This window comes from Halorarius litoreus (assembly GCF_024362405.1).
Taxonomy (GTDB): domain Archaea; phylum Halobacteriota; class Halobacteria; order Halobacteriales; family Haloarculaceae; genus Halorarius; species Halorarius litoreus.
The window spans coordinates 3320020-3342793 of the sequence record NZ_CP101454.1; the positions used below are offsets into that span (position 1 = coordinate 3320020).

The window sequence follows — 22774 nt, forward strand, 5'->3', positions numbered from 1 at the left end:
ATGCAAGGGGCCAACAGCGACCTGTGACAAGGCGACGACCCAGGCGACCACATTGCGCGCAGGCCGCCCCTTACAGCGACTCCGGTTCCTCGTTGCTGTCGGCCGATTCATCTGGAGTCTGCCCACCCCGGTCGCTGTACCCCTTTCGACCGATGGCAGCCTCGCCGACCATATTGAAAACCGACTGCTGGACTTCCTCTGCCGACTCATAGCGTTGCTCGCCGGTGCTTTCGCTCTGTTCGCCAAGAACCTCGCGAAGTGTCGTCGACCCATCGACCAGATCCAGTTTGGCGTCGCCGTACGCCGCTAGCAGTTCCTCGAGCGTCGTCGGATACTCGTGTGATTCGAGCTTCTCCATCAACGGTCCGAACTCGACGCCCTGTTCACGCGAGTCGCTGTCCCCGTCGCTGCTGGCTTCGTCAGTCGGTGCCATACGCGGTTATACGCGGACTGGTACCAAGGAATTTGTGCAGGCACAGGTTGTCCCGTTCATCGCGGACCACTACCGGACACTAGTCGAGGACGTCCGCCGAACCGTCCTGCGGTCGGTAACCACATACCACTTTGCTAAAGACGGATGGACATCGGCGGTTCCCCACTTCATCTGTCTAGTTCTACCGGTCGAAGCAGACGCCATCTTGTGATTCACCAGAGCCGTCAATTCCGCGAACTCGTCTTGGAGTGTACCGTCAGAAACGTCGAACTCGCACTTACCGGCTCAAACGCATGAACCGGGGCGACAAAACATTGCCCGTTTTCTGGGATGAAATTGCGGATTTCCAGGCATAAGGCTACCGTACTTCCGCGTTTCTCGAAGCTAGGTATGAATAACAAAGCCACCGAGAAAAGCAGAGTTTTGCATGAAAGACCCGACAGATATCGGTTATTCGTGGCCGGAGAAAGGGGGTGTAGCGGACGAGGGAGGCGAGTCGAGCGACGAAGATTCGGGGGCCTCGCGGAGACACGTCCTCCGAGGGGTCGGTCTCGCCGGCGTCGGACTCGGCCTCGGTGGATTCGCTACCCATCGGCAGGAGACGTTCCGTCTCGGGGGTGAGGTACAGGCATGGCGTGGACGGGCGCCCTCGTCCATCGCCGGTCAGGCGAACCCGACACTGTCGCTGCAGGCCGGCACGCAGTACGCCGTGACCTGGGAGAACCTCGACGGGCTCCCCCACAACTTCGTCATTCAGAACGAGGCGGGCGAACAGATGGTGCGCTCCGAGATCATCACCCAGCAGGGGGCGATGCAGACCGTGACATTCACGGCGAGTCCGGAGATGGCGACCTACTTGTGTGAGGTGCACCCGAACACGATGGTCGGGGACGTGAACGTGAGCGGGAGCGGGGGGAATCAGACGACCACGCAGGCGACGACGACGACCACGCAGCAACAGGACAGCGCCGGGTACTTCGAACAGGGGCCGGAGGTCGGCGTCCAGGTCGTCGCACAGGGGATGACCGCGCCAACGGACCACGCGATAGCTGGGGACGGGAGCGGCCGACAGTTCGTCACCGACCAGACGGGCGAGGTGTGGGTCGTCACCGAGAACGGCCGGGAGCAGATGCCGTTCATCGACATCTCCGACCGCATGGTCACCCTCGGCGAGTTCAACGGGTCGTACGCCAACCCAACCCAGGCGTACGACGAACGCGGACTGCTCGGTATCGAGTTCCACCCCTCGTTCGCGGAGAACCGGAAGTTCTACCTCCACTACAGCGCGCCGCCGAACAATCAGACGCCGGACGGGTGGGACCACGTCGAGGTCGTCTCCGAGTTCACCGCGTCCTCGGACCTCACGACGGGCAACCCGGAGTCGGAGCGTATCCTCCTCCAGTTCCAGAAACCCCAGTATAACCACGACGGCGGCCCCATCGCGTTCGGCCCCGACGGCTACCTCTACGTCCCCATGGGTGACGGCGGCGGCGCCAACGACGACATGTACGGCCACGTCCCGGACTGGTACGACCGGAATGCTGGCGGGAACGGCCAGGACGTGACGGAGAACCTCCTCGGCGACGTCGTCCGCATCGACGTCGACGCCACCGAGGGGGACCGTCCGTACGGCATCCCGGACGACAACCCCTTCGTCGGCACCGACGGACTGGACGAGATATACGCGTACGGCTTCCGCAACCCGTACGGGATCTCCTTCGACAGCGAGGGCAATCTGTTCGTCGCGGACGCCGGACAGAACCTCTTCGAGGAGGTCGACGTCGTCGAGCGCGGCGGGAACTACGGCTGGAACGTCAAGGAGGGCACACACTGCTTCAGTACCGAGGACCCGAGCGACCCGATGGCGATCACGGACTGTCCGTCGAACGAACCGAACAGCGGCCCGTACGACGGGAGTCCGCTCATCGACCCCGTGATAGAGTTCCCGCACACGTACCAGGGCGAGAGCGTCGGAATCACCGTCATCGGTGGCCACCGGTACGAGGCCACGACCATCCCCGAACTCGAGGGAAAATACGTGTTCGGAATCTGGACGTCAGACCCCGCGCGGAACGAACCGAACGGCCGCGTGCTGGCTGCGACCCCGCCCGAGAACTTCGGCGGAGCGGGCGGCACCACGACCGGGAACGCCGACCTCTGGCCCGTGCAGGAACTGGCCATCCAGGGCGGGTTCGACTACTTCGTCCGGATGTTCGGACAGGGCTCGAACGGTGACGTGTACGTCCTCGCGAACAAACGCGGCGCCCCCGAGGGGGATACCGGCGTCCTCCTCCAACTCGTCCCGCCCGGTGACGGCGGGACCACGACGACCACCGGGAACGCGACGACGACGGGGACCGACGGCGGAACTACGACCTCCGAGACTACGACCGGTGGCGGCGATGCCGAGACAACATCGACGAGCGGCCCCGGACCGGGCTTCCTGCTGTCGGCGGTGGCCGTCCTCGGCGGCATCGGACTCGCAGCGAAACGGCGCCTTCAGGACGACGACTGACACCGGCCGCCCCACCGACGTGGCCGCAACGCTCACGACGACTCGGTCGCACCGTCCAACCCACCGTACCACTGCGTCGTGGACACTGCGATCCATCACCGCCGTCCCCAACACGAGGAGTTTCTCTCCGACGACGTCTCGACGAACATCGAAACCGTCGAGAACCTCCTCGAGTCGCTGGCGACTCCCTACTCAGGTCTCGATCCAGGTCTCGACGCTCGCCTCGGGCGTCGTCGCCGCCGGACAGATGACGGTCCCCGTGCGATGACCCTGCGCCGGGACGTGCGTGAACGACAGCGTGCGGGAGACCGATCCGCACTGGACGCCAACCTGGGCCGACAGCAGGCCGGTCGCCTTGCGGTTGTCAAACTGGACGGTCACCTGCTGTCCTGCGATGTCGGCGGTCGGGTCGACCGCGATGATGGTCGCGGTCGGTTCTGCCCCTTCCGATGCCGTCGCAGCCTGCAGTCCGACGTACCCGAGCGTTCCGACGATCAGGAGGATGCTCATGGCGACGATTACCCGTTCGAGCAGGACGCCCCAGTCTAACTCCTCGTTCTCCGCCACCGTGGCGTCGCTGTCGGCCGTCATGCGAGCACCACCTGTGCCGCGCTCGCCCCAATCGCCGTTGGGAACGCGAGGACGATTGTTTGACGCACGACGGTGTCGAACTGCAGGCTTCCCGACCCGCCCAGTACGACGAGCAGTCCCGCCCCGACGAGCAAGGCGACTGCGTAGACCACGCAGGTCTGTTCGACCTGTTGCCACGGCGAGAGTCCATGTAGCCGTCCCGCTTGCCCCCGAAATTCCAGTTCGTAGAGGACGAGATACACTACTACCAGCGTGATGAGGAGGATGACACCAATCCGGACCCAACGCGACCCGGCGGCGATCAAGTCGACTTCGTCGGTCGGTGCGATGGGCGCCGCGAAGAAGACAGCTCCCAGCGTGAAGATGCCGAGGTTGTGCGGGAAGTTCCGCGCCGAGAGCTCGTCTTGCCCACCGCTGAGCACCCCGTTGGCGAGTCCGGCTCCGAACGCGAGCGGGACGACCTGCAACAGTCCGGCCCGAACGACAACGGACGTCGGTGTCCCGGGGCCGACGATGCCGAGCAGAAGCAGCACGCCGTACCCCGCGACGTAGCTTTGGAACACGACTTCTGCGAACTCGACCCACATCGACGACCGACTGGATGCGTCTTGTTCCTCGTCCCGAAAGCCGACGCTCCGGATGATCGGTATCACGAGCCCCAGTCCGACGACGAGAAACGCGACCAGATGCCCCGTCGGCGCCTCGCCGGCGAGGTCCCGTCCGCGTCCTGGACGAGCGTGCTCGCCGTCAAGCAGGGACCGAACGTCAACTAATCGATTTCCATACATCCTTTGGCCCTGGAGAATGTGTCGTTCACCCGTATGGAGTCGTGGAGCGGGTGGCAAACACAACCGCGGTATTCGACAGCCCGTACCTCACGGAAGTGCGGACAATCGCGCACATCGGGTAGAATAGCGTGGCTTCGTACCACAGTGTGAACGACGCACTCGGTGAGGAGTCCCCAGCGGAGCTATCTGTGAGTCCGTTATCGCGATAGACGGCGATGGGCGAACACCCCCCTCTGATCAGGACACGACGGGAAGCAACCTGTCACCAGAGTCATCACCGTGAGAGCCGATAGCAACTCATGGGTACTGAAATGCACCAGCAATGGGAATACAAGACACTCGAACCGCCGAAGGGATTGACCAAGCGAGAGACGGTCGATCCAACAGACGAACTAAACCGCCTCGGTACAGAGGGCTGGGAACTCGCAGAGACGATCAGCTACGACGGTGGCGGCACGAAACTACTGCTGTTCAAACGCCCGATCTCTCATGAATGACTTCTCGACGAGTAGCACGCTACGTGAACGGACGGACGTCAACAAATACTGGTTCTGGTTGCTGCTCGGGGCTAACCGGTGGGTCGTCGCTGGCGCGCTCGCGTTCCTAATCTTCCTCGTGTTCATGATCTGGGGCGTGCTGAAGCCGGTGTCGTTGCTCTCGACCATGCAGTCGAGCGACATGGTCGAGACGGTATTCGCCAGTCTCGTCGGCGCGATCATCACAGGAACGACGCTCGTCGTCACGATCAATCAGCTCGTCCTCTCCCAGGAAATCGGCTCGCTCGGGAGCCAGCGTAGTCGGATGGATATGACGATGGATTTTCGCCAGAACACCGACAGCCTCCTCGGGATGCCGACGCCAGCCGACCCTGCGGCCTACCTCCATGCGCTTATCGAAACGAGCGAACAGCGAGCGAAGACACTGCGAGACACACTCTCCGAGACTGAAAACCGAGCGCTCTACAAGAATGTAAACGAGTACGTCACCGACCTGTTGGAGAACGCTGACCACGCACGTACCCACCTCGAAGACACAGATTTCGGCACCTTCGACGTCGTATCGCCCGCGCTCGATTATAATTACGATCGGAAAATGCACGACGTTCGCCGGCTCGGGATGGAGTACGAAGACTCCCTCACCGACGAAGAACGAAGCGCGTTCAGAAATTTGCTCGAGGTGCTCACGATGTACGGGGTAGTCCGCGAGTACATCAAGGATCTCTACATCCAGTGGGCGCTGGTGAAACTCTCACGAGCCATCCTGTACGCCGCAGTGATCGCACTCTCCGTCGCTGGGGGGATGGTCGTCTTCGTCGACCCGACGACGTTCACCGGTACGTTCCTCGGCATCGAGAGCGTTCTCTGGGTCGTTAGCGCCGCGTTTGCCATCTCAGTGCTGCCATTTCTCCTGTTCACATCCTACATCCTGCGGCTCGCGACGCTCGCCAAACAGACGCTCTCGATGGGACCGCTCATGCTTAGCTAACCGACTACCGGATTCAAACGCCTACTACGCAGGTCGCCCCGCCCCCATGCCCGGTAGGGGTGGCGCACTCGGACGGTCTGGACTCGCTGTGACGCGTCGCAGCCCGCAACCCCAGCTCGGCGATGATCCCGCCGCTCTCGACGGTCCACCGGAGCGCGTCGAGAGGCCGGCCAAGCCGGTGGGCGGTTCACGCTCAATCCTCTTGGACGGGGGAGATCGCTTCTCGTGGAGCACTACAGTTCGGGCACGCTTCTGGCAACTCCCTCTCCAGTTCGCCCATCTCTCCGCATTCGGCACACCGCCACATCAGGTACCCTTCTCCGAACTCCTGCCCCGGTAGTTCCTCGACCTCGCTCTCGTGGGGGTCCATCGCCTCCACTTCGAACCCATCGTCGATGAGTCCGCTCACGCGTCCCACTGGTCGCCCGTTGCTATCGTACACTACTTCTCCCGGTTTGATCGACGCACTATGGCTATGGTTCTGGTCGTCCATTCCATGATAGTGGGTTTGCACGGGTATCCCGTTTGTGGGAACATCTGCGTAGACTCTAATCTGTACCAAGCGTGAGGGTCGTTCGGCCGCGCAGAGATGAGGACCAACCGACGACTTAACCGTGTTCGACGACAACTTACCGCATGGAAGTTCGCCCTGCGGAGCCAGCCGACCGGGAACGGATCAGAGCGATCGCGCGCGACTCGCTGCAGTCGTCGTACTCGCTCAGCCCACAGCAGATCGAGACGATCCTCGAAGATGAGTTCGACGACACGTCACTGAACGACCTCCTCGAAGATACGGACACAACCGTGCTCGTCGTCGACGAGACGATCGACGGCACGGAGACTGTTTACGGGTTCCTCACCGTCGATGTCGGAACACGAGCGACGATCCGGTGGCTCCACGTGGATCCGGAGGCGCGGGGCAAGGGCATCGCCACGGCGCTGCTCGATCGCGTTCGCGAAGAGTTTGTCGAGAAGCCGATTGCGGCGTGTGTCCTCGACGAAGCCGTCGAAGGCGGCGACTTCCTCAAAGGGTTCGGCCTCAAAGAGAGTGACCACGACCAGATACTGCTCGGCGGGGAGGAGTACGATGTCACCATGTTCACGGAGGGGCAAAAGACAGAGACGCCGAACGAACCCGCTGTCCCGATCCCCGAATCCGTCACCGTAGATGGAGTTGCTAGGTCCGTCAATCGCGATGAGACCGTTCCCGGCAGGGAGGCCCCATTCTTCACGGTGTCCCGTGCGGAAGACGAGGAGGACGCGTACGGGTACTTCTGTTCACAGTGTGGCAGTACTGACGTCTCCGCCGACGCACAAGGCAGGCTCGAGTGCGGGAACTGTGGTAACGTTCATCTGGCTGACGAGTGGGACGATGCGTATCTCTGAGATCGTCCCATAATGGACGATGCTCAGGCGATGAATCACGAGTCCTCCGACGTCGACCGGAACTCCTCAGGCGGTGCGGTACCTCAGTTCAATGAGGCGGATCAGCCCGACCAGCCGACTGTGGACGATCGGAGTGACGATGAGGCCGGGGCACCGATCGACGTGGGGATTCTCGTTGCGCACTCGCCTGGTGGGGATGTCGAGCCGCTCCGGTCGTTCGCCGAGCGGATGGCCCGGGACGGTATCGAAGAGCTGGCGGCAGCCACGGACGCAGCTTGGCGGATCCACTGTGCCGATCCGGACTCGCTCACCGACCGTGCTCCTCGACGGCCGTCCGAGTTCCTCGATGAAGCCGCGCTTCACATGACGAAACGCCCGTACGACCTGGTCGTCGTCGTGACCGACGTGCCCCTCACCACGCGGGAGGAGCGATCCGTCGAGGGGCTCGCTTCCCCGCTCGCCCGCGTCGTTGTCGTCTCCACACGACGACTCCTGCGGACCCACGACCGGGAGACGGTCAGGGCGCTCGATTCACCGGCCGTCCGCTGGAACGCTGCGACCCTCCTCGTTCACCTCCTGGGACACGTATTTCGTGCGGACCACGGTGATGGCGGCGTCATGGCTCCGTTCTCGTTTGACCCCTCCCGACGGAGCGTCCCGCCGTTCGATGCGGACATCACGGATCACCTCAGAGGGATTGCGACCCGCATTCCCCAAGCAGACGTCTCGCGAGGGCGGCTTCAACGGCTGGCGTTTCACGTGGTGAGCCTCGTGCGGAATCCGGGTATCGTCGCCGCGACGCTGCTGCAGAGTCGCGCCCCCCTGCTCCCGTTCTCACTCCCGCGCCTCTCGACGGCCGCTGTGACGCCGACACTGATCCTGGTGTTCAGTGCCGAGGCATGGGACGTCGGGCTGAACCTGACCAACCGTACGGCCGCACTCTTCGCGATAGGGAGTGTCATCGCTGCCGCAGTCCATCTCCTGTACGTTCAGCGCCTCACGTTCCCACGAGAGCGCAGCCAGGTGTTCACCGAACATATGGCACTGGTGAACGTGACAGTGTTCTTCATCCTCGTCGTGGCGATGATGGGGCTCTTCATCCTCGTCGGATCGATCATGCTCCTGATCGAGTTCGCCGTCTTTCCGCCGAACCTGATGACGAACTGGCCGAGCCTCGAGGAACCCACGGTCGGGCTCGTCGACCTTGTCCGTGTCGGGGCCTTCATCAGCACGCTCGGTGTGCTGTCGGGCGCGCTCGCCGGCGGTACCGAAAATCGGATGGCGCTCCGGCATCTCGCGCTCTTCCGTGACAGGCCGTAGACCTTCGACACCCCCGGGTGAACGGGAGGTGCGGCGCGTGACCTGCGACGCCACCACGTACGCAGCCATCCTTGGTACATACCCGCAAGGTCTTGCGGCTGTGGACCGTACCTTATCGCATGAATTATCGATTACGGGTAGGTCCTCCCAGCCGTAGCGCTCAGAGGCCGGTGTCATGAGTCTCGCCAAGAGGTTCAGCCGTTGGCGAGACTGGTTTCCGGTCCCGAGTCGGAGCAGCGGATTCGCACTGAAGCGATGGGTCTTGCTCGAGGGGGACCGGCTGGCAGTGACAGGAGCGTTGCTTACGTTCGTGTTCGCGACCTTCATGGGTATCGCCACGGTGTGGACCTTCGAGATGCAGACGCTGCTGACGGACACCTCGACCATCCAGACGATCCTCAACACCTTCCTGAGCGGGATGATACTCCTGGTCTCCATCGTCGTCTCGATCAACTCGATCGTGCTCTCACACGACATGAGTTCCGTCACCAACCAAGAGGACCGCGTCCAGGGCACGATAAAATTCTACCGGGACCTCAGTGAGTTGACCATCCCCGGAGAGAACCCAACCGACCTCGGGTCGTTTCTCAAGGTCATGTCCAGAACCATCAGCACCCGCGCGGACGCGCTCGCGGACGAGTTAGAGGGTGCCGATGCGGAACTCGTCGACGAGATCGACGCGTACTCGGGGGTGGTCTCGGACGCCGCCGAACAACTCGGGGCAGTCGATGAGACGTCCGGCGCCGAATTCGCCATCCTCTGGAAGGGTCTCGGGTTCGACTACGGCTCACACATCAAGAGATCCCGGACGATTATTTCCTCCCGCGAGACCTCACCCGAGCGCTTCGAGGACCTGATCGATGCGTTCGAACTGTTCGCCATCGGAAAGGAGTACTTCAAAACGCTGTATTATACCAAGGAGGTATCGAAGCTGTCCCAGACCCTGCTGATCGTCGCGCTCCCTGCCATCCTGTTCAACGCCTCGATGATCATCGCGATCAACGGGCAGGTCCTCCCAAGCGGGTTGATGTTCGGCATCCCGCTGCTACAACCGTTCGTGGCGGTGGCGTTCACGATCTCCATCGCGCCCTACCTCGTGTTGACCGCCTATATGTTCCGGCTCACCACCGTCGCGCGGCTGACCGCGTCGGGTGGAATCTTTTCGCTGAACTAGTCGGACATAAAAATCCTCCCTACCAATGCCTATCACACACTCGCTCGCACGAAACGTCACAACGAACGCAACGCTTGGGTGGGTCTTCGTCGGTGTCGTGATCCTGATTGCCGCCGTTAGCCTCCTTATGACGCCGCTACTCTGGGGTTTGCTCGCACTGGTCGCTGCCGGAATCCTCGTGGTTCCGGCGGTACTACGGCGGGACTGGCGGGTGATGCTCCCGTGGCCACTCGGGTTGGTCGTCGCTGTCGGAGTGACCGCGCGGATGTTCGGCGTCGCCCCGGAAGTCACCGGCTACGTCGCCATCTCGTCCGTCGCGCTCGCGGTTGTCGTCGAGCTCGACTCGTTCACCGATGTGGAAATGAGTCGTCGCTTTGCAGTGCTGTTCGCCGTTATGACGACTATCGCCTTCCAGTCGTGGTGGACGATCGCCGGCTACTATTCGGACCAGTGGTTCGGCACCTCGTTTATCCACTCACAGGCCGAACTTCAGTGGGACCTCGTCACCGTTATAATTGTCAGCCTCGTGATGGGTCAACTCTTTCTGTGGTACTTCGACCGTATCGAACACGTCGGTTCACGTCGCCGACCGGTCGTCCCGGAGGAGGCATCATGACGGTCTCCGAGTCTATCGGCCTCTCGGAGCGGAGAGAACGCCTGCTGACCCGACTGCTGCAGTTCGTGCTGGCGGGTGTCTTCCTCGCCGGGGTAGTCACGCTACGCCCGGGGATGGCAGTCAACGGGGCGTTCGGTCTGGCGCTTACGTTGATCCCGGCCGCGATCCGCCGGGAGTACGATTACACGATGAGTCCCGCGCTGGTCCTGTGGATTACCATCGCCATCGGTCTCCACAGCGTCGGGTCGCTTGGCCCGTACTCGTGGTTCTCCTGGTTCGACAGCGTGACGCACACAGTCTCAGCGACTGTCGTCGCCGGGCTGGGATACGCGACCTTCCGCGGGTTTGAACAGCACTCGAAGGAACTTCACGTCCCGGCGAGCTTCCGGCCCGTGTTCATCGTCGTGTTCGTCCTCGCTGTCTCCGTCGTCTGGGAACTACTCGAGTTCTCGTCCGGACAGGTAGCGCAGGTACTCGGTATCGAGGCACCGCTGATCGTCTATGGTGTCGACGACATCGTCACAGACATGGTGTTCAACACGGTCGGCGGACTGATCGTGGCCGTCGGTGGCTCCAGGTACTTCGTTCCGCTTGCGGGATTCTTGAGGCGTCGGTTCGGCTCATAGCGTGACTCGTCAGTCGCGCCGACCGCTGGACCATCGGCGTTATTGAATCGTTCGAGCGCGGCGAGGACGACCCCATCGTAGCGCCCGACCCGTTCGCCGAGGAGCTCACCCGGTTCCAGGGCATTCGCGGCACTTTCCGGATCCAAGACGGCGGGCGACACCGACCGGCGTTCTCCTGGGACGACGAACTCCCCGAAGACGGGCTACCCGAGAACCACGAGCTAGTACTGTACGAATTCCCGCCCCGCTTGGCCGCGCCCGCGGTGAGCGGTAACCGGCGCAACGTCGCCGCCGGAGACCTTCAGGATCTGCTGACCGACCACCTGGACACGCTCGCGGACCTGGGCGTCAATTCGATCGAGCTGCTACCGATCATGAACTCCCCGGACAGACTGGGGTGGGGTTACGGCACGCGGAACCTCTTTATTATGAGTCATATTGACTGCTGTCGGTCAGTATGACACCGTAAACGCGATCGTTGTGGTCTCTGTCACCGATCAGTCGGCATCTCGGCGGCGATAGGGCGGGGTCCCATGAGAACAGCGTTCGTGGTGGCACCAATCAGGATCACCAGTGCCCCGAAGTAGAGAAACGTGGTCAGGAGCATGAAGCCACCAATAACGCCGTACAAGTCCTGTGTCGATGAGTACGTGACGTAGATTCCGAATCCAGCCTTGAGTAGCACCCATCCGACAGCCGCGACCACGGCCCCCGGAAAGACCGTCTTGAGGGAGAGATCCACATCGGGGAACACGTAGTAGATCGGAATGAACACGACCGAGAGACCGAAAATCAACAGTAACTCGCTCACCAGCCGCGGGAACGGATGATTGGGGACGAACCGGAGACCCAGTCCCGCAACGAGCACCGCCACCAACGCGACGCTGAAGGCCACCAGAACTACGAGGCCATCCCTGAACTGGTTGAGGATGTCGTTCTTCTCCGTGGTATCGTAAATCGTTGAGAAGGACGTATCGAGCGCACGAAAGACCTTCAGGACCCCCCACAGGAGAACGACGACCCCCAGAATCGACAGCCCGGCTTGACTGCTGATCTGGTCGATACTGTCGGTCACTAGGGACTGTCCCGTCGGTGTGAGGTAGCGCTTCGTGGCGTTTCGGACGCGTCCAGCCATGCGTTCGCCACCGAGCGCGGACGCCGCGATCACGAGCAGTAAGATGAGCGGTAACAGCGAGACAAACGCCGAGTACGCGATGCTTCCGGCCATGAACGGGGCGTCTTTCTCCCGAAGCTCGCGAACGATATTCCGTACGATCTGGACGGCGTTTCCGGCGCTCCGGGAGTATCGAAAGCTCATGAGTCACCTACTTCCGCCCGAGGACACATCGCATCCCATTCCACGGCGCTGTGCAGGGTTCCGTAGTCGTGATACACGACTCGATCGAAGCTCTCCCCCGGGGTGACCGTGCTGATGTGGTGTGAGCAGTCATGCCCACACGTCCGATCGGCAGGGGGAGAACCGGTTGGGTAACGATCCCCCGGATAGCGTCCGTCCCGTCGGCGAACCGCCCTAGCTCGTCGCGTTCGACTGGCCGCTCCCCGAGTACTGAACGGGCGTCTCGACCCGGAACGGATCTCTCGTGATTCTGCCAGTCTCGGCACGACCGATGGGTGCCGCTGAACGAGTCTCCATGGGAACCGTTCCGCGCCCAGACGAATAAGCGAGTGCACCGTGTCGTTACCGGACGCTCCGGGGAGTGGTATCGCCGTCATCGACGCTCCACCGTCCGGCCCACACGTGGCGAGCGTGGGTCGGCCTGCTCTGTGACCGTAGTGCAGCTTGATCGGCGGAGAGAGCTACTCCGTCCTCGAAAGCTCGTCACTGTCGGCGTCCACGTTGTCGTTGTCATGTCGATTCGTTAATACTCCTCGAATCCGAGTCAGCCGTACTCTGCTGGGTCGAGTCGAAGGTCGAGGGCGTCCCGTCGTCCTCGTCGGCAACGCGTTCCCCCGTCAAGCCCGTCGGAAGGCCCCGACGCCTCACGATCACTCCGACTACTGCGAGTCCCAGAACCGGGAGGAGCATCGCCGGCCGAAGGATCCGGTTCCCGCTCTCAGTTCAGTCCGATCCTCCGTGACCGAGCGCTGCGTGTGCTCTCCCTGTTCGTCAGCGCTGGCCCGCTCCTCGACGAGTGCCTCCCGAACGGCTTCCCTGACGGGTTCTCAGATGAACGACGTTACGCCGACCTGACCCAGGCCGATCAGCTGCTTCGAACGGGACGAGTTCTGGTCTGTCATTGTTCTATCTCCGAATATTGGGACGAGGCGTGAAACGCCACGGCTTGCAACCGCAAGCATGAGCCGGTCGGTCGGGTTGGGTCGGCGGGCCGACGTCGTGGTGCGCTACGCACCGGAAGACCGGTAGACGTTCGCGCTCCGCTCACCGACTCATGCGATCAGCCGTCTAGCGGCTCCTGCAACGCCTCCTCGATCGGCTCGTCGCCGGCCGCGAGTTCGAACGTTTCGCCGTACGTGCTCTTGGCCCCGAGCGCCGCGACCAGCGTCCGGGAAACGTCCTCGCGCGGGATCTCGACATCGTCCCCGTCAAGATTGGCGCCGGTTCTGATTCGTCCGGTGCCGTCCTCGTCCGTCAGCGGTCCGGGCCGGACGATCGTGTACGTCAGGTCGCTCTCCCGGAGGTGCTCGTCGGCCTCGGCCTTCGCCTGGAGGTACTCTCGCAGCGCTTCCGGGCCGTTCTCGGGGCGATCGGCGTTAATCGAGCTGAGCATCACGAACCGTTTGATGCCCGCGGACTCGGCCGCGTCGACAAGGTTGATCGCACCGTCGCGGTCGACGCCCCACACGTCCTCGCCGCCCGAACCCGCGGCGAAAATGATCGCGTCGATTCCCTCGACGGCGTGCGAGACGTCCCCGGTCAGATCCGCGACGACCGGCTCGGCGCCCAGGTCCTCGATGTCCGACGCTTGCGACTCCGCGCGAACCATCCCCCGAACACTGTGGTCGCTCTCGGCGAGGATATGTGTCGCGTGTTGGCCGACCTGTCCGTGCGAACCGGCAACGAGTACGTTCATTCGCTAGATATCGGTCGGCATCGTGAAGAGGGTGGCGGCGATCGGTGGTCACAGGAGCGACGCAATAGAGGAAAGGGGACCACGTTGTGGTCTGAGCCGGATGCCTCAATGGCCTCGCATCCAACGTTGCCCGCCGCTCCGGTGAGTGCTATGCGAATTATCAGTAGCCTCTCGGCCCTTCACGGGGGTGGATATGTGGTATGGTCTCACGAGCCGTGACAGCGCACGGTCCCGACGCTCGATCAGAGACCGGAGGGAGCTACGTTGCACGCATCGCGGAAGGCACCCTGGACGACCTCCGAGATGGCGGGGTGGACGTGGATCGTCTCTGCGATCAGCTCTGCATCGGCACCCGCTGCGACGGCCGTGCTCACCTCGTGAATCATCGTTGACGCCTCCGGGCCAATGATGTGACAGCCGAGCACCTCGCCCTCGCTCCCCACGATAGCCTTCGCGAATCCGCCCTCGTTACGCAGCGCCACCCCGAGCGCCGTGTCGTCGTAGGCGCAGGTCCCCACCTCGTAGTCGACCCCCTCGTCGAGGTCACCCTCGTTTTGCCCGAGGCTGGCGACCTGCGGCGACCCGAAGATGGCGTGAGCCATCCCTGGGTACTCGACCGGTCGCTCGTTCCCGCGAACGGCGTTCTCGACGACGTATTTGGCCTCGTTGTCACCAGAGTGTTTGAACATATAGTTGCCCGCGATATCGCCCATTGCGTAGACGCCGTCGACCGACGTACGGAGGTACTCGTCCGTTTTGACGAACCCCTTTTCATCGATCTCGATGTCGGCTGCCGAGACGTTCCAGACATCGCTGTTCGGTTTCCGGCCAGTTGCGATCAGGAGCCGGTCACCGCGAACATTGATCTCCTCGCCACCTTCCGACTCGGCGGTGACCACGCGCTCGCCGCCCTCATCTGCGATTGCCGTCGCTTCGAATCCGAGGTGTAACTCGTGTTTCTCCCGGTAGGCATCGGTGAGGCGCGCGGCTATCGCCGCGTCCTCTCGGGCGACGAGTGCGTCGCCACGGCCAACGATGGTCACGTCGCTGCCTACTTGTGAGAAGAAGTGACTCATCTCGACGGCGATGTAGCCGCCACCGACCACGACGAGTCGGTCAGGGAGTGTGTCAAGCCGAAGCGCCTCGTCGCTCGTAAGGTAGGGCGTTTCGTGGGTCCCGTCGATGGAGTCTGGGATCATCGGTCGGCTCCCGCCCGCCAGTACGATTGTCTCGGCAGCGAGCCGGTCGCCGCCCGGGCCGTCGTTGCTGTCGACTTCCACCTCGTGTGGGCCGACGAACCGTCCCTCGGTCTGATAGAAGGTGAGGTTGCTTCGGTTGCGCGCGCGGCGAGCCTTCTCTTCGGCCGCCTCAGTGACGGTCTCTATCACGTCGTCGACGATTTCGCTGAACCCGATGCCATCGACGGACGCCTCGATACCGAACTCGTCGGCGTGACGGACGGTCTCGGCGATGTCCGCGCGGTGAATGAGTTTTTTCGAGGGGTTACAGCCGCGGTTCAGGCAGGTACCACCGAGCAACCCTTGCTCGACGAGCGCCGTGTCCATCCCCATGTCGGCCGCCGCTGCGGCGACCTGGTTTCCGGTCCCGCCACCGAGCACGATGAGGTCGTAATCAGTCATTCTGCCTAGTGGTTGGGGGTTCAGGGGGGAGCCTCTTTCGCCTGGGAGCATCCAACTAGCGAAAGACGGGATAGATTAGAATGACATCTCGAAACGCCTCCTCGACTCGTATCCGTCCTCGGGTCCTTTCACTTGCAGGCAACAGGCAGTAGCCCTTACTCCCCGTCGTCAGCGTGTATGAAAACCGTTATTCATCTCGTTTCAGGAGACGGGACCGAACAGGAGACATCATTGACCATTGCCAGAAACCTCTTGAACGATGAGACTGGCAGTATCGACGACGTTGCGGTTGTCGCTCAGGCGGATGGAATGAAGGCGATCCAAACTGGCCAGGAGAACGAGGAGCAAGTCCGGACCCTATTGGACGACGGTGTCTCGTTCAAGGCCTGCACCAACACACTCGAGATGATGGATCTTGACGAATCCGACCTCGTCGAGGGCGTCGAGACCGTCCCAGAGGGTGCTGTGGAAGTAACGCGATTGGAAGCAGACGGATACGCCTATCTGCGACCGTAGTTACCTCACGAAACTCTACCTCGACTTGGGTCGGTTCACAACAGCCGTCCAACAGGTACTTCAGTCATATTAGCATGAAAAGAAACCGCCTGTCGTGATGGAAACAACCTCTCTATGCGACACGGAAGGGGACACCCGACCGCTTCCCGGACCGAGGTGCGAGCTGAATCTGCAAGGGGGACACTCAGGTCGTTGGCTGCCTTCGTACTGAACAGATGTCAAAGGATACACCCCTCTCCGAAGAGGATAATGGAAAACGCGTCGTCACCTCGGCGGGCGAGACCGTCGGGCATGTCGTCGAAGTGAGCGGAGAAAATCGGTGACGCCGAGACTCCTGCCTTCCGCGAACAGGCGACGCATCGTTCTCCCGATCACAGTCGGAGTATCCGATTACGTGCTTGCTACGACGCGGCGCCAATAGCCCTTGTGCTGGCAGTGTCGGGAGAAAGCGCGATGCTCCGAGGTCGTCGATGATCGGGACACAGCGACAGCAGTCGGTATCGTACTGTCGGCTGTACCGTCGTGAAGACGTCCGGGACCCGGGAGTGCCGAAACCGTTCAGTGACTTCCAGCCGACCGCATGAACACCCTGTTGGTGTGGTACGCTTCTCGCTTCTCGCGGAGCGTCCTCCGGTTGTGTGCGGTCGGAGCGACGACAGGGCTCACACTCGTTCGCTCGTGCGTCGATTGGACCAGTACGGGTGCTGCCGTTCGTGTCTCTCAGATAATTAAAAACCCGACACGTGTAAAAATTTCGACCATTTATATGGTGACGGACTGAGTACAGCGTATGCGGATCACCTCCCGCACCGGACCCGAGACAGCACACGCGCGTCAGTACCAAACCAATATCAACCGCCAGGAGGACCGTCTATGACTCTCTTCGCCAGGGTATTCCTCGATTCGCCTGTCCTCGAAACGAGTATCGAACGGGCCGCCGCCGCGGACATCACCCTCGAACAACAGACGGCAATCGACAGCGCACTCGACCTCACGCTCTGGGCTGGCAGTGACGACTTGGATGCGTCCGAGAACGGACTGGACGCGGACGAGACGGTCTCTCGTTGGGTTGCTGTCGGAGGAACCGATACCCGGAAGCTCTACCAGACCAGGCTCACGGCAGAGGCGAGTTCGTCAATAGACTATCACCGCTGGACCGACGGACAAGCGGTCTTCCTCTCGGCGGACCGGGAGGTGCGTGGATGGACCGTGGAGGCGTACTTCCCCGAGCGGTCCGTACTCCGACAGTTCGCGACGGCGTCGGAGTCGAACGGCGTTCAGTTCGACCTCCTCGAGGTGTCCGAGTTGAAGCAGCTGCAGGACACCCAGCAGTTCGGGCTATCGGAGATACAGGCCCAGACATTGCTCACAGCGCTCGCACGGGGGTACTACTCGGTCCCTCGGCAGGTCAACCTCGAGGAACTCGCAGAGCCGCTCGGCGTCTCCCACCAGGCGGTCTCGGAACGGCTGCGACGTGGTGTCGGCTCGCTGATCGAGAGTACGGCCGCAGCGCAGTTCGCAGACGGGACAAAAGCGGATGCCGAAGGCGCCTCGTCGACGGGTTACACACCACGGAACCCCACGCTCTCACGCTCTGTCGGGCTCAATCTCGAAACCCCGTGAGGGGCGGAAGAATCACGATGAAAGACAGTGTAACATTGACAGCGGACGACGAGGGTAAGAACGTAATAAGCACCAGCGGCGACCAGGTCGGTCGCGTCATCAGTGTGAAACACGGGCAGGCACACGTCGATCCAGAACCTGGACTGGTCGACACGGTCAGCACCACGCTCGGAGGGGACGACCAGCCCAACGAGGACACGTACCGACTCAACGATGAGCAGATCGACACTATCACCGACGACGAGATCAGACTCCGTTCCTGAAGCGGTCGTCAACCCGGGGTCGAGGGACCAGCGGGTAGTCAGAGAGAGTATCGGAGCCACCCGGAGGTCCCCGGATGGCAACAGGGTTCGAGTCGGCCGACTCCGAATCGATGGGCTTCTACGACCGTCCCTCTCAGGTCGACCGACGGCTCGTTCTCTCCGACCGGCTTCGATATTCCCGATCACGACGGCGATCCTAGGATACGGGGTTACCCCCGGGTCGTGCCCGGTCCATCTGTATCCGACGTAGCCGTGTCGGCATCGTCTTGCTGCATCTCCTCCGCGTCGGCACCGGTCCCCTCGGCGAGGTAGGGCTCCGCCACGATGGGGTCGCCGTGGAGGAGTTCTGGGAGGACGATCCGAACCGCCTCCAGCATCAGGACGAACACGATGGGCAGGAGGAACAAGCCGTACCACCCGAACAGGATCGGGCCGAGGATGTAGGCAAAGAGGAGGAGCATCGAGTTCACCTTTCGCCCGGAGATGTAAGGCTGGACGACCGACTGCGGGAGGATATCGAGTACGAGGAAGTAGACGACAAGGAGGGCGCCCAGGAAGACGAACTGCCGGCTTCCTGCTTGAACGGCGAGGTACACGACGATCGGAATGTACACTACCTTGCTGACGACTATGGGGATGAGGCTGGTGAGTCCCGTGAGCACTCCCAGCGTGAACGCCATCGGGATCTGCATCTCGGCCGGTGCAACGAGGTTCGTGATCGTGTACGCCGTCGTCGCTACCACGGACATAAAGAGGACGAATAGAAGGTTCCCGAAGAAGATCGACTCGAGGTCGGTGTCCACGGCGAGGGCATACGCGAACACGGTCTCTTCCTGACCGCCGACCAGCTTCGCGAACGCGCTCGAGAGCGCCTCGTCGTATACGAGCAGGGCGTACGACAGTGTCACGGCCAGGGATAGCAGGAGGATCGTTCCGGAGATCACGTCGAGAACCTGTAGTCCCTGCTGGAGGGTGTCCCCGGACAGCAGGTCGGTCAGTCGATCGAGCGACGCCGGATTTCTAAGCAGCGCCGCCGGACTCGTCTCTTCGACGTCTGGACCGAGAACCCAGGAGACGAGCATCGAGGACACGCTGTCGTCGAACTGCTGCTGGACCTGCAGGAGGATCCGTATTCCGGCGTAGAGCGCGAGTACCAGCACCGGAACGAGCACCGTTAGCGCCGTCAGCCCGGCTGCCATCCACTTCGATTCGGTGACCGTCTCGAAGCGGTTGGAGATTGGCCGGGTAGCGTAGTACCCGGACACGCCCAGAACGAGCATGCCGACGAACGTGTGCGCGATAAACAGCGCCGCCCCCGCGAGGACGGACACGTACAGCCACCAGAACGTACCACCCCGGTCCGGTACCGTCACGATCCAGCCGCTCCCGTCCGTTGGCTCCCCGGGGAGGACGGGAGTTCCCTGTAGCGGATCGAGAACGAACGGGTCCCCGGCCGGTTCTCACGCGCCGATGCTCGACCGCTCGCGCGACTGGACGACCGGCGAGGGCGTCTCATCCCCGACGATTCGAGCCCGTATCGTGTCCGTTCGTTTCGTGGCGGTCTCATAGTGGGAGCAGCCGATGGCGGTGGTCGGGGGATGTGGTCAGATACCCGATCGAAACGTGTGCGATCACCATCACCGTGAGGAACCCGACGTTGATCCAGCTGGCGTTGTACCAGACGAGGTCGATACCCCAGGACCCGTCGACGAAGGGCCACAGCGGTTCGATGGGCGTCGAGATGTCGGGCGCTGAGAGCATATCGGCGAACACGTGACTGAGGCCCCCGGCCAGGAATCCCAGGAACGAGAACACGAACAGGCGGGACCTGTCGAATCGCTCGCTCTCGATCCACTCGTCGATCCGACCGGTGAACAGCGCCGTGAGGACTGCTGCACCGACCAGACCCGCAACTGTCACGAACAGAACGGTGTGCGTCACCCCGTGGTGATGGACCTCGCCGGGGAATAGCATCACGAGCCACAGGTCGATGTCGGGGAAGAGCGCGGCGACTGCCGCGAAGGCGACGAACACGACGCTGGCCCTGTCGTTCCAGACGAACCACGCCGGGAGCGCGAACAGCAATCCGAATGCGAGGTGCCCCATGACGTCTACCATCGACCGCTACCTCGGACTGACTCGACAGGTATCATTCTGAGTCTACAGAATGAACGTGACGATCGCGAGAATGACGAAGATGATGACGAGCCATTTTGCGATATCCATACTGAGTCCAGCGACACCCCGAGCACCGAGCACTGCTGCGACGACCGCGAGTATCAAAAAGAGGACTGCAAGCTCGAGGAAATTACCCCCGAACTGCAACGGCACCGCCTGGATTGAGACAGCACTATCTAGAACTCCGTGTGATTCTAACATAACCCACCTACGTCTCCTGAGTATTTTAACCCGTGACAGATTCACCCACATCTTGTTTTTTGAGTATTCGAGTGACTCCATCTGTGTGAGAGTAATTCACCCAGTCAATTAGGTCAAAGTCTCATTCCAGAATTCGGGGCCACAGCCCTCTTGCTAGCCGTATTCAGTATGAACGGAATGATTGATCCATCGATAGTAGAGGCGGTCTCTTCGGCGAAATGTTTCACGTGGCCAGGGATTGCCGTCTCACATTCTTCTGGGCCTGGCACTCCGAATGCTAGCGTTACTTTATCATAGTTCCCATCCAATTGTTACTGTGTCCCAAGACGGCTACGAAGAGGGACTGACAGCCGAACGTGCTGACTCTGTATTCGCTTCGGGACCGGTATGACACCAGTATGCCCCAGAAGATCATAATCCACAACCCAGGAAGTGGAAGCGGAGACCACGACGAGAGGGTTCGTCGTCGTGCGGATGAACTCGGATACACTCTCGAACAAACCGAAACAGCAGGTGACGCGGTTACGCTCGCAGCGGAGGCTGCCGAAGCGGGTTTTTCCACTGTCGTTGCTGCTGGCGGTGATGGAACCGTAAACGAAGTTGTCCGTGGAATCGACCGGGCCAGAGCGTTCGACGATGTCGAACTCGGCATACTCCCGCTCGGGACTGGCAACAACTTTGCGGAACAGATCGGCATTCCCGACCTCGACACTGCATTCGCCGTTCTAGAGGACGGTGACCGGCGTCGAATCGATCTCGGTTACGCCAACGAACACCTCTTTGTAAACTCCTGTATCGCAGGCCTGACTGCGGAGTCGAGCAGCGAGACACCGTCGGAAATGAAACGTCAACTCGGCGTATTGGCGTACGTACTCACGACCCTTCGAACCGTGTCGGACTTCGAATTGCTTCGTCTCACGGTCGACATCGGAGACGCCGGCCAGGAGACGACCGCGTGGGCCGGTGATGCCCTCTGTGTACTGGTCGGAAACGGTCGCCGGTATCCGACCAGTGGAACCAGCCAGGCCAATATGGAGGATGGCCTTCTCGATGTCGTTGTTATCGAAGACGTCTCTGCACTGGATCTGATGAGTGATACTGTCGTCGAACGGTTGCTCGGGCGCGATTCAGCGTCGATAAAACGGTTCAAGACCCCATCACTGGAGATTACGATCGATAACCCGGATGTGACCAGATTCAGCCTGGACGGCGAGATTATTCGGGAACGAGAGCTGTCACTTACTGTCCGCCCACAAATACTGACCGTAGCAGTCGGAGAGACGTACGATCCCAATCCCGACTGAGAAGGTGATTATCGGTCGATAACACTACGAGAAATTGACCACTCATCAGAGATAGTACGTTTACATGGCCCAGCCAGTGAAGCCACGTCGAGCCCACATATGCTGAATCTACAGAGAGCCAGACCGTGGAAGTGCTTTCACTGCTGGTACCGTACCTCTCTGTATGTCCGATGAAACGCCAGGCGACTCAGAACGAGCAGAGGAAGCCAAACTTGGCAGCGAGATCGCCGATCACAGCACGGAGATGAGTTCGATATTGGGTGATGCCTATCGCGGAGAATTGGACCGGGAGACGACATGGCGGTCACGCCTCGACCAGACGACTACGTGGGGGGTAACGGTTGTGGCTGCGATTCTCACGTGGGCGTTTTCCAGCGGCGATAATCCACATTATATCATTCTCGTCGGTATTCTAGCGCTCTCTTTCTTCCTATTTATTGAAGCACGGCGGTATCGTGACTATGATGTCTATCGCTCACGAGTGCGTCTCTTCCAACAGAACTTGCTTGCAGACGCGCTTGATCCGTCAGTGGGGGTTGAACATGAGGATTGGCGGAGCAAACTCAGTCGAGATTATCGGACACCGACGCTGAAAGTATCAACATGGGAAGCCACAGCAAACCGTCTTCGACGGATTTACCTTCCGCTGCTGGCTGTGTTACTCGTCGCGTGGCTGTTCCGAATTACGGCGTTCGCGCCAAACGAGAGTCTACTGGCGACAGCCACCATCGCCGTCGTCCCTGGAACTCTCGTCGTAGCTGCTATTGCTCTCTATTACATAGCCGCCATTATAATTGCACTGTGGCCTCGGGAACGGCATGCAAAAGGAGAGTTTCGTGAAGGCGATCCAGGGACGTGGAAAGAGGATGAGAACGACAATGACCGACAATGACAATAGAAACCCGGCATCCGATGACCAGAACAGCCCCGCCTTGATCCACTCTGACGGGAACGAACCGTGGGTGATCCGACCACGTTCAGGCGAGCCAATATCAGAAGACGCCCTCACACGCTCCAAGGTAACGGGGTGCTGACTCGCCGAAATCGGCTTTGCGAGATGTA

The 22774-nt window shown here is 61.4% G+C and carries 24 protein-coding genes; 14 read left to right on the forward strand and 10 right to left on the reverse strand.

The genetic code is table 11. The annotated features are described in order from the left end of the window. Positions 1 to 70: 70 nt before the first annotated feature. On the reverse strand, positions 71 to 433 hold the full coding sequence (locus tag NL126_RS17585) for a DUF5789 family protein (protein WP_434084151.1): 363 nt from the start codon (positions 431 to 433) through the stop codon (positions 71 to 73). A gap of 427 nt (positions 434 to 860) precedes the next feature. Here NL126_RS17585 and NL126_RS17590 point away from each other — a divergent pair, with 427 nt between their 5' ends. Next, complete coding sequence (locus NL126_RS17590) at positions 861 to 2948, forward strand: PQQ-dependent sugar dehydrogenase (RefSeq protein ID WP_255196185.1); 2088 nt, start codon at positions 861 to 863, stop codon at positions 2946 to 2948. A gap of 192 nt (positions 2949 to 3140) precedes the next feature. Here the strand turns inward: NL126_RS17590 and NL126_RS17595 are convergent, their stop codons facing one another. Together NL126_RS17595 and NL126_RS17600 are read right to left on the reverse strand one after the other, a co-directional pair. Next, positions 3141 to 3539 (reverse strand): hypothetical protein, encoded by a 399-nt coding sequence (locus NL126_RS17595; RefSeq protein ID WP_255196186.1) that lies wholly within the window; start codon positions 3537 to 3539, stop codon positions 3141 to 3143. Then, positions 3536 to 4327 (reverse strand): DUF2391 family protein, encoded by a 792-nt coding sequence (locus NL126_RS17600; protein WP_255196187.1) that lies wholly within the window; start codon positions 4325 to 4327, stop codon positions 3536 to 3538. Before NL126_RS17600 ends, NL126_RS17595 begins: the two co-directional genes overlap by 4 nt. Positions 4328 to 4626: 299 nt before the next feature. Between NL126_RS17600 and sp36 the strand changes: the two genes are divergently transcribed. Together sp36 and NL126_RS17610 are read left to right on the forward strand one after the other, a co-directional pair. Beyond that, positions 4627 to 4824, forward strand: coding sequence for a Sp36 family protein (gene sp36 / locus NL126_RS17605; protein WP_434084152.1), 198 nt, complete (start codon positions 4627 to 4629; stop codon positions 4822 to 4824). Next, on the forward strand, positions 4817 to 5812 hold the full coding sequence (locus tag NL126_RS17610; RefSeq protein WP_255196188.1) for a DUF7972 family membrane protein: 996 nt from the start codon (positions 4817 to 4819) through the stop codon (positions 5810 to 5812). The genes sp36 and NL126_RS17610 overlap by 8 nt, the downstream gene beginning before the upstream one ends. A 193-nt stretch (positions 5813 to 6005) precedes the next feature. On the opposite strand, the gene NL126_RS17615 is transcribed toward NL126_RS17610, so the two are convergent. Beyond that, on the reverse strand, positions 6006 to 6305 hold the full coding sequence (locus tag NL126_RS17615) for a DUF7130 family rubredoxin-like protein (protein ID WP_350355464.1): 300 nt from the start codon (positions 6303 to 6305) through the stop codon (positions 6006 to 6008). A 143-nt stretch (positions 6306 to 6448) separates the two neighbouring features. On the opposite strand from NL126_RS17615, the gene NL126_RS17620 reads away from it, so the two are divergent. The 5 genes from NL126_RS17620 (at position 6449) to NL126_RS17640 (ending at position 10934) form a co-directional block, all read left to right on the forward strand. After that, positions 6449 to 7198 (forward strand): GNAT family N-acetyltransferase, encoded by a 750-nt coding sequence (locus tag NL126_RS17620; protein ID WP_255196190.1) that lies wholly within the window; start codon positions 6449 to 6451, stop codon positions 7196 to 7198. A 12-nt stretch (positions 7199 to 7210) separates the two neighbouring features. Continuing rightward, the gene (locus tag NL126_RS17625) at positions 7211 to 8518 is read left to right on the forward strand and encodes a hypothetical protein (protein ID WP_434084153.1); all 1308 of its coding nucleotides are present in this window, start codon (positions 7211 to 7213) and stop codon (positions 8516 to 8518) included. A 175-nt stretch (positions 8519 to 8693) separates the two neighbouring features. Beyond that, complete coding sequence (locus NL126_RS17630) at positions 8694 to 9692, forward strand: DUF7972 family membrane protein (RefSeq protein ID WP_255196192.1); 999 nt, start codon at positions 8694 to 8696, stop codon at positions 9690 to 9692. A 25-nt stretch (positions 9693 to 9717) separates the two neighbouring features. Continuing rightward, positions 9718 to 10308, forward strand: coding sequence for a hypothetical protein (locus NL126_RS17635; RefSeq protein ID WP_255196193.1), 591 nt, complete (start codon positions 9718 to 9720; stop codon positions 10306 to 10308). Next, positions 10305 to 10934, forward strand: a complete 630-nt coding sequence (locus tag NL126_RS17640; RefSeq protein ID WP_255196194.1) for a DUF2238 domain-containing protein — start codon at positions 10305 to 10307, stop codon at positions 10932 to 10934. The genes NL126_RS17635 and NL126_RS17640 overlap by 4 nt, the downstream gene beginning before the upstream one ends. 490 nt (positions 10935 to 11424) lie before the next feature. Here the strand turns inward: NL126_RS17640 and NL126_RS17645 are convergent, their stop codons facing one another. From NL126_RS17645 to NL126_RS17655, 3 genes are all read right to left on the reverse strand, one after another. Continuing rightward, the gene (locus NL126_RS17645; RefSeq protein ID WP_255196195.1) at positions 11425 to 12252 is read right to left on the reverse strand and encodes a YihY/virulence factor BrkB family protein; all 828 of its coding nucleotides are present in this window, start codon (positions 12250 to 12252) and stop codon (positions 11425 to 11427) included. A 1099-nt stretch (positions 12253 to 13351) separates the two neighbouring features. Beyond that, on the reverse strand, positions 13352 to 13987 hold the full coding sequence (locus NL126_RS17650) for an SDR family oxidoreductase (RefSeq protein WP_255196196.1): 636 nt from the start codon (positions 13985 to 13987) through the stop codon (positions 13352 to 13354). Between the two features lie 242 nt (positions 13988 to 14229). Then, positions 14230 to 15627, reverse strand: a complete 1398-nt coding sequence (locus tag NL126_RS17655) for a dihydrolipoyl dehydrogenase family protein (RefSeq protein WP_255196197.1) — start codon at positions 15625 to 15627, stop codon at positions 14230 to 14232. A gap of 177 nt (positions 15628 to 15804) precedes the next feature. Here NL126_RS17655 and NL126_RS17660 point away from each other — a divergent pair, with 177 nt between their 5' ends. The 4 genes from NL126_RS17660 (at position 15805) to NL126_RS17670 (ending at position 18029) form a co-directional block, all read left to right on the forward strand. Continuing rightward, the gene (locus tag NL126_RS17660; protein ID WP_255196198.1) at positions 15805 to 16143 is read left to right on the forward strand and encodes a DsrE family protein; all 339 of its coding nucleotides are present in this window, start codon (positions 15805 to 15807) and stop codon (positions 16141 to 16143) included. Between the two features lie 215 nt (positions 16144 to 16358). Beyond that, a complete protein-coding gene (locus NL126_RS22195) occupies positions 16359 to 16466 on the forward strand; it encodes a DUF8593 domain-containing protein (protein ID WP_491536951.1) in 108 nt (35 codons plus the stop codon). A gap of 550 nt (positions 16467 to 17016) precedes the next feature. Next, positions 17017 to 17766: a helix-turn-helix domain-containing protein gene (locus tag NL126_RS17665; protein ID WP_255196199.1), complete on the forward strand. Its 750-nt coding sequence runs from the start codon at positions 17017 to 17019 to the stop codon at positions 17764 to 17766. A 35-nt stretch (positions 17767 to 17801) separates the two neighbouring features. Further along, positions 17802 to 18029, forward strand: a complete 228-nt coding sequence (locus NL126_RS17670; protein WP_255196200.1) for a DUF8593 domain-containing protein — start codon at positions 17802 to 17804, stop codon at positions 18027 to 18029. Positions 18030 to 18238: 209 nt separating this feature from the next. Here NL126_RS17670 and NL126_RS17675 read toward each other — a convergent pair whose 3' ends face one another. The 3 genes from NL126_RS17675 to NL126_RS17685 form a co-directional block, all read right to left on the reverse strand. Then, positions 18239 to 19402: an AI-2E family transporter gene (locus NL126_RS17675; protein WP_255196201.1), complete on the reverse strand. Its 1164-nt coding sequence runs from the start codon at positions 19400 to 19402 to the stop codon at positions 18239 to 18241. 190 nt (positions 19403 to 19592) lie between these two features. Continuing rightward, positions 19593 to 20147, reverse strand: a complete 555-nt coding sequence (locus tag NL126_RS17680) for a metal-dependent hydrolase (RefSeq protein WP_255196202.1) — start codon at positions 20145 to 20147, stop codon at positions 19593 to 19595. A 42-nt stretch (positions 20148 to 20189) separates the two neighbouring features. Then, complete coding sequence (locus tag NL126_RS17685; RefSeq protein ID WP_255198866.1) at positions 20190 to 20408, reverse strand: DUF1328 domain-containing protein; 219 nt, start codon at positions 20406 to 20408, stop codon at positions 20190 to 20192. Positions 20409 to 20806: 398 nt separating this feature from the next. Here NL126_RS17685 and NL126_RS17690 point away from each other — a divergent pair, with 398 nt between their 5' ends. Both NL126_RS17690 and NL126_RS17695 read left to right on the forward strand, forming a co-directional pair. After that, positions 20807 to 21712, forward strand: a complete 906-nt coding sequence (locus NL126_RS17690; protein ID WP_255196203.1) for a diacylglycerol/lipid kinase family protein — start codon at positions 20807 to 20809, stop codon at positions 21710 to 21712. Between the two features lie 163 nt (positions 21713 to 21875). After that, positions 21876 to 22604, forward strand: a complete 729-nt coding sequence (locus tag NL126_RS17695) for a DUF2270 domain-containing protein (RefSeq protein WP_255196204.1) — start codon at positions 21876 to 21878, stop codon at positions 22602 to 22604. The last annotated feature ends 170 nt before the right edge of the window (positions 22605 to 22774 follow it).

What these genes read in the sequence shown, in the direction of transcription:
- NL126_RS17585 (WP_434084151.1), bottom strand. Translation starts at nt 433, where the DNA reads ATGGCACCGACTGACGAAGCCAGCAGCGACGGGGACAGCGACTCGCGT.
- NL126_RS17590 (WP_255196185.1), top strand. Translation starts at nt 861, where the DNA reads ATGAAAGACCCGACAGATATCGGTTATTCGTGGCCGGAGAAAGGGGGT.
- NL126_RS17595 (WP_255196186.1), bottom strand. Translation starts at nt 3,539, where the DNA reads ATGACGGCCGACAGCGACGCCACGGTGGCGGAGAACGAGGAGTTAGAC.
- NL126_RS17600 (WP_255196187.1), bottom strand. Translation starts at nt 4,327, where the DNA reads ATGTATGGAAATCGATTAGTTGACGTTCGGTCCCTGCTTGACGGCGAG.
- sp36 (WP_434084152.1), top strand. Translation starts at nt 4,627, where the DNA reads ATGGGTACTGAAATGCACCAGCAATGGGAATACAAGACACTCGAACCG.
- NL126_RS17610 (WP_255196188.1), top strand. Translation starts at nt 4,817, where the DNA reads ATGAATGACTTCTCGACGAGTAGCACGCTACGTGAACGGACGGACGTC.
- NL126_RS17615 (WP_350355464.1), bottom strand. Translation starts at nt 6,305, where the DNA reads ATGGACGACCAGAACCATAGCCATAGTGCGTCGATCAAACCGGGAGAA.
- NL126_RS17620 (WP_255196190.1), top strand. Translation starts at nt 6,449, where the DNA reads ATGGAAGTTCGCCCTGCGGAGCCAGCCGACCGGGAACGGATCAGAGCG.
- NL126_RS17625 (WP_434084153.1), top strand. Translation starts at nt 7,211, where the DNA reads ATGGACGATGCTCAGGCGATGAATCACGAGTCCTCCGACGTCGACCGG.
- NL126_RS17630 (WP_255196192.1), top strand. Translation starts at nt 8,694, where the DNA reads ATGAGTCTCGCCAAGAGGTTCAGCCGTTGGCGAGACTGGTTTCCGGTC.
- NL126_RS17635 (WP_255196193.1), top strand. Translation starts at nt 9,718, where the DNA reads ATGCCTATCACACACTCGCTCGCACGAAACGTCACAACGAACGCAACG.
- NL126_RS17640 (WP_255196194.1), top strand. Translation starts at nt 10,305, where the DNA reads ATGACGGTCTCCGAGTCTATCGGCCTCTCGGAGCGGAGAGAACGCCTG.
- NL126_RS17645 (WP_255196195.1), bottom strand. Translation starts at nt 12,252, where the DNA reads ATGAGCTTTCGATACTCCCGGAGCGCCGGAAACGCCGTCCAGATCGTA.
- NL126_RS17650 (WP_255196196.1), bottom strand. Translation starts at nt 13,987, where the DNA reads ATGAACGTACTCGTTGCCGGTTCGCACGGACAGGTCGGCCAACACGCG.
- NL126_RS17655 (WP_255196197.1), bottom strand. Translation starts at nt 15,627, where the DNA reads ATGACTGATTACGACCTCATCGTGCTCGGTGGCGGGACCGGAAACCAG.
- NL126_RS17660 (WP_255196198.1), top strand. Translation starts at nt 15,805, where the DNA reads ATGAAAACCGTTATTCATCTCGTTTCAGGAGACGGGACCGAACAGGAG.
- NL126_RS22195 (WP_491536951.1), top strand. Translation starts at nt 16,359, where the DNA reads ATGTCAAAGGATACACCCCTCTCCGAAGAGGATAATGGAAAACGCGTC.
- NL126_RS17665 (WP_255196199.1), top strand. Translation starts at nt 17,017, where the DNA reads ATGACTCTCTTCGCCAGGGTATTCCTCGATTCGCCTGTCCTCGAAACG.
- NL126_RS17680 (WP_255196202.1), bottom strand. Translation starts at nt 20,147, where the DNA reads ATGGTAGACGTCATGGGGCACCTCGCATTCGGATTGCTGTTCGCGCTC.
- NL126_RS17685 (WP_255198866.1), bottom strand. Translation starts at nt 20,408, where the DNA reads ATGTTAGAATCACACGGAGTTCTAGATAGTGCTGTCTCAATCCAGGCG.
- NL126_RS17690 (WP_255196203.1), top strand. Translation starts at nt 20,807, where the DNA reads ATGCCCCAGAAGATCATAATCCACAACCCAGGAAGTGGAAGCGGAGAC.
- NL126_RS17695 (WP_255196204.1), top strand. Translation starts at nt 21,876, where the DNA reads ATGTCCGATGAAACGCCAGGCGACTCAGAACGAGCAGAGGAAGCCAAA.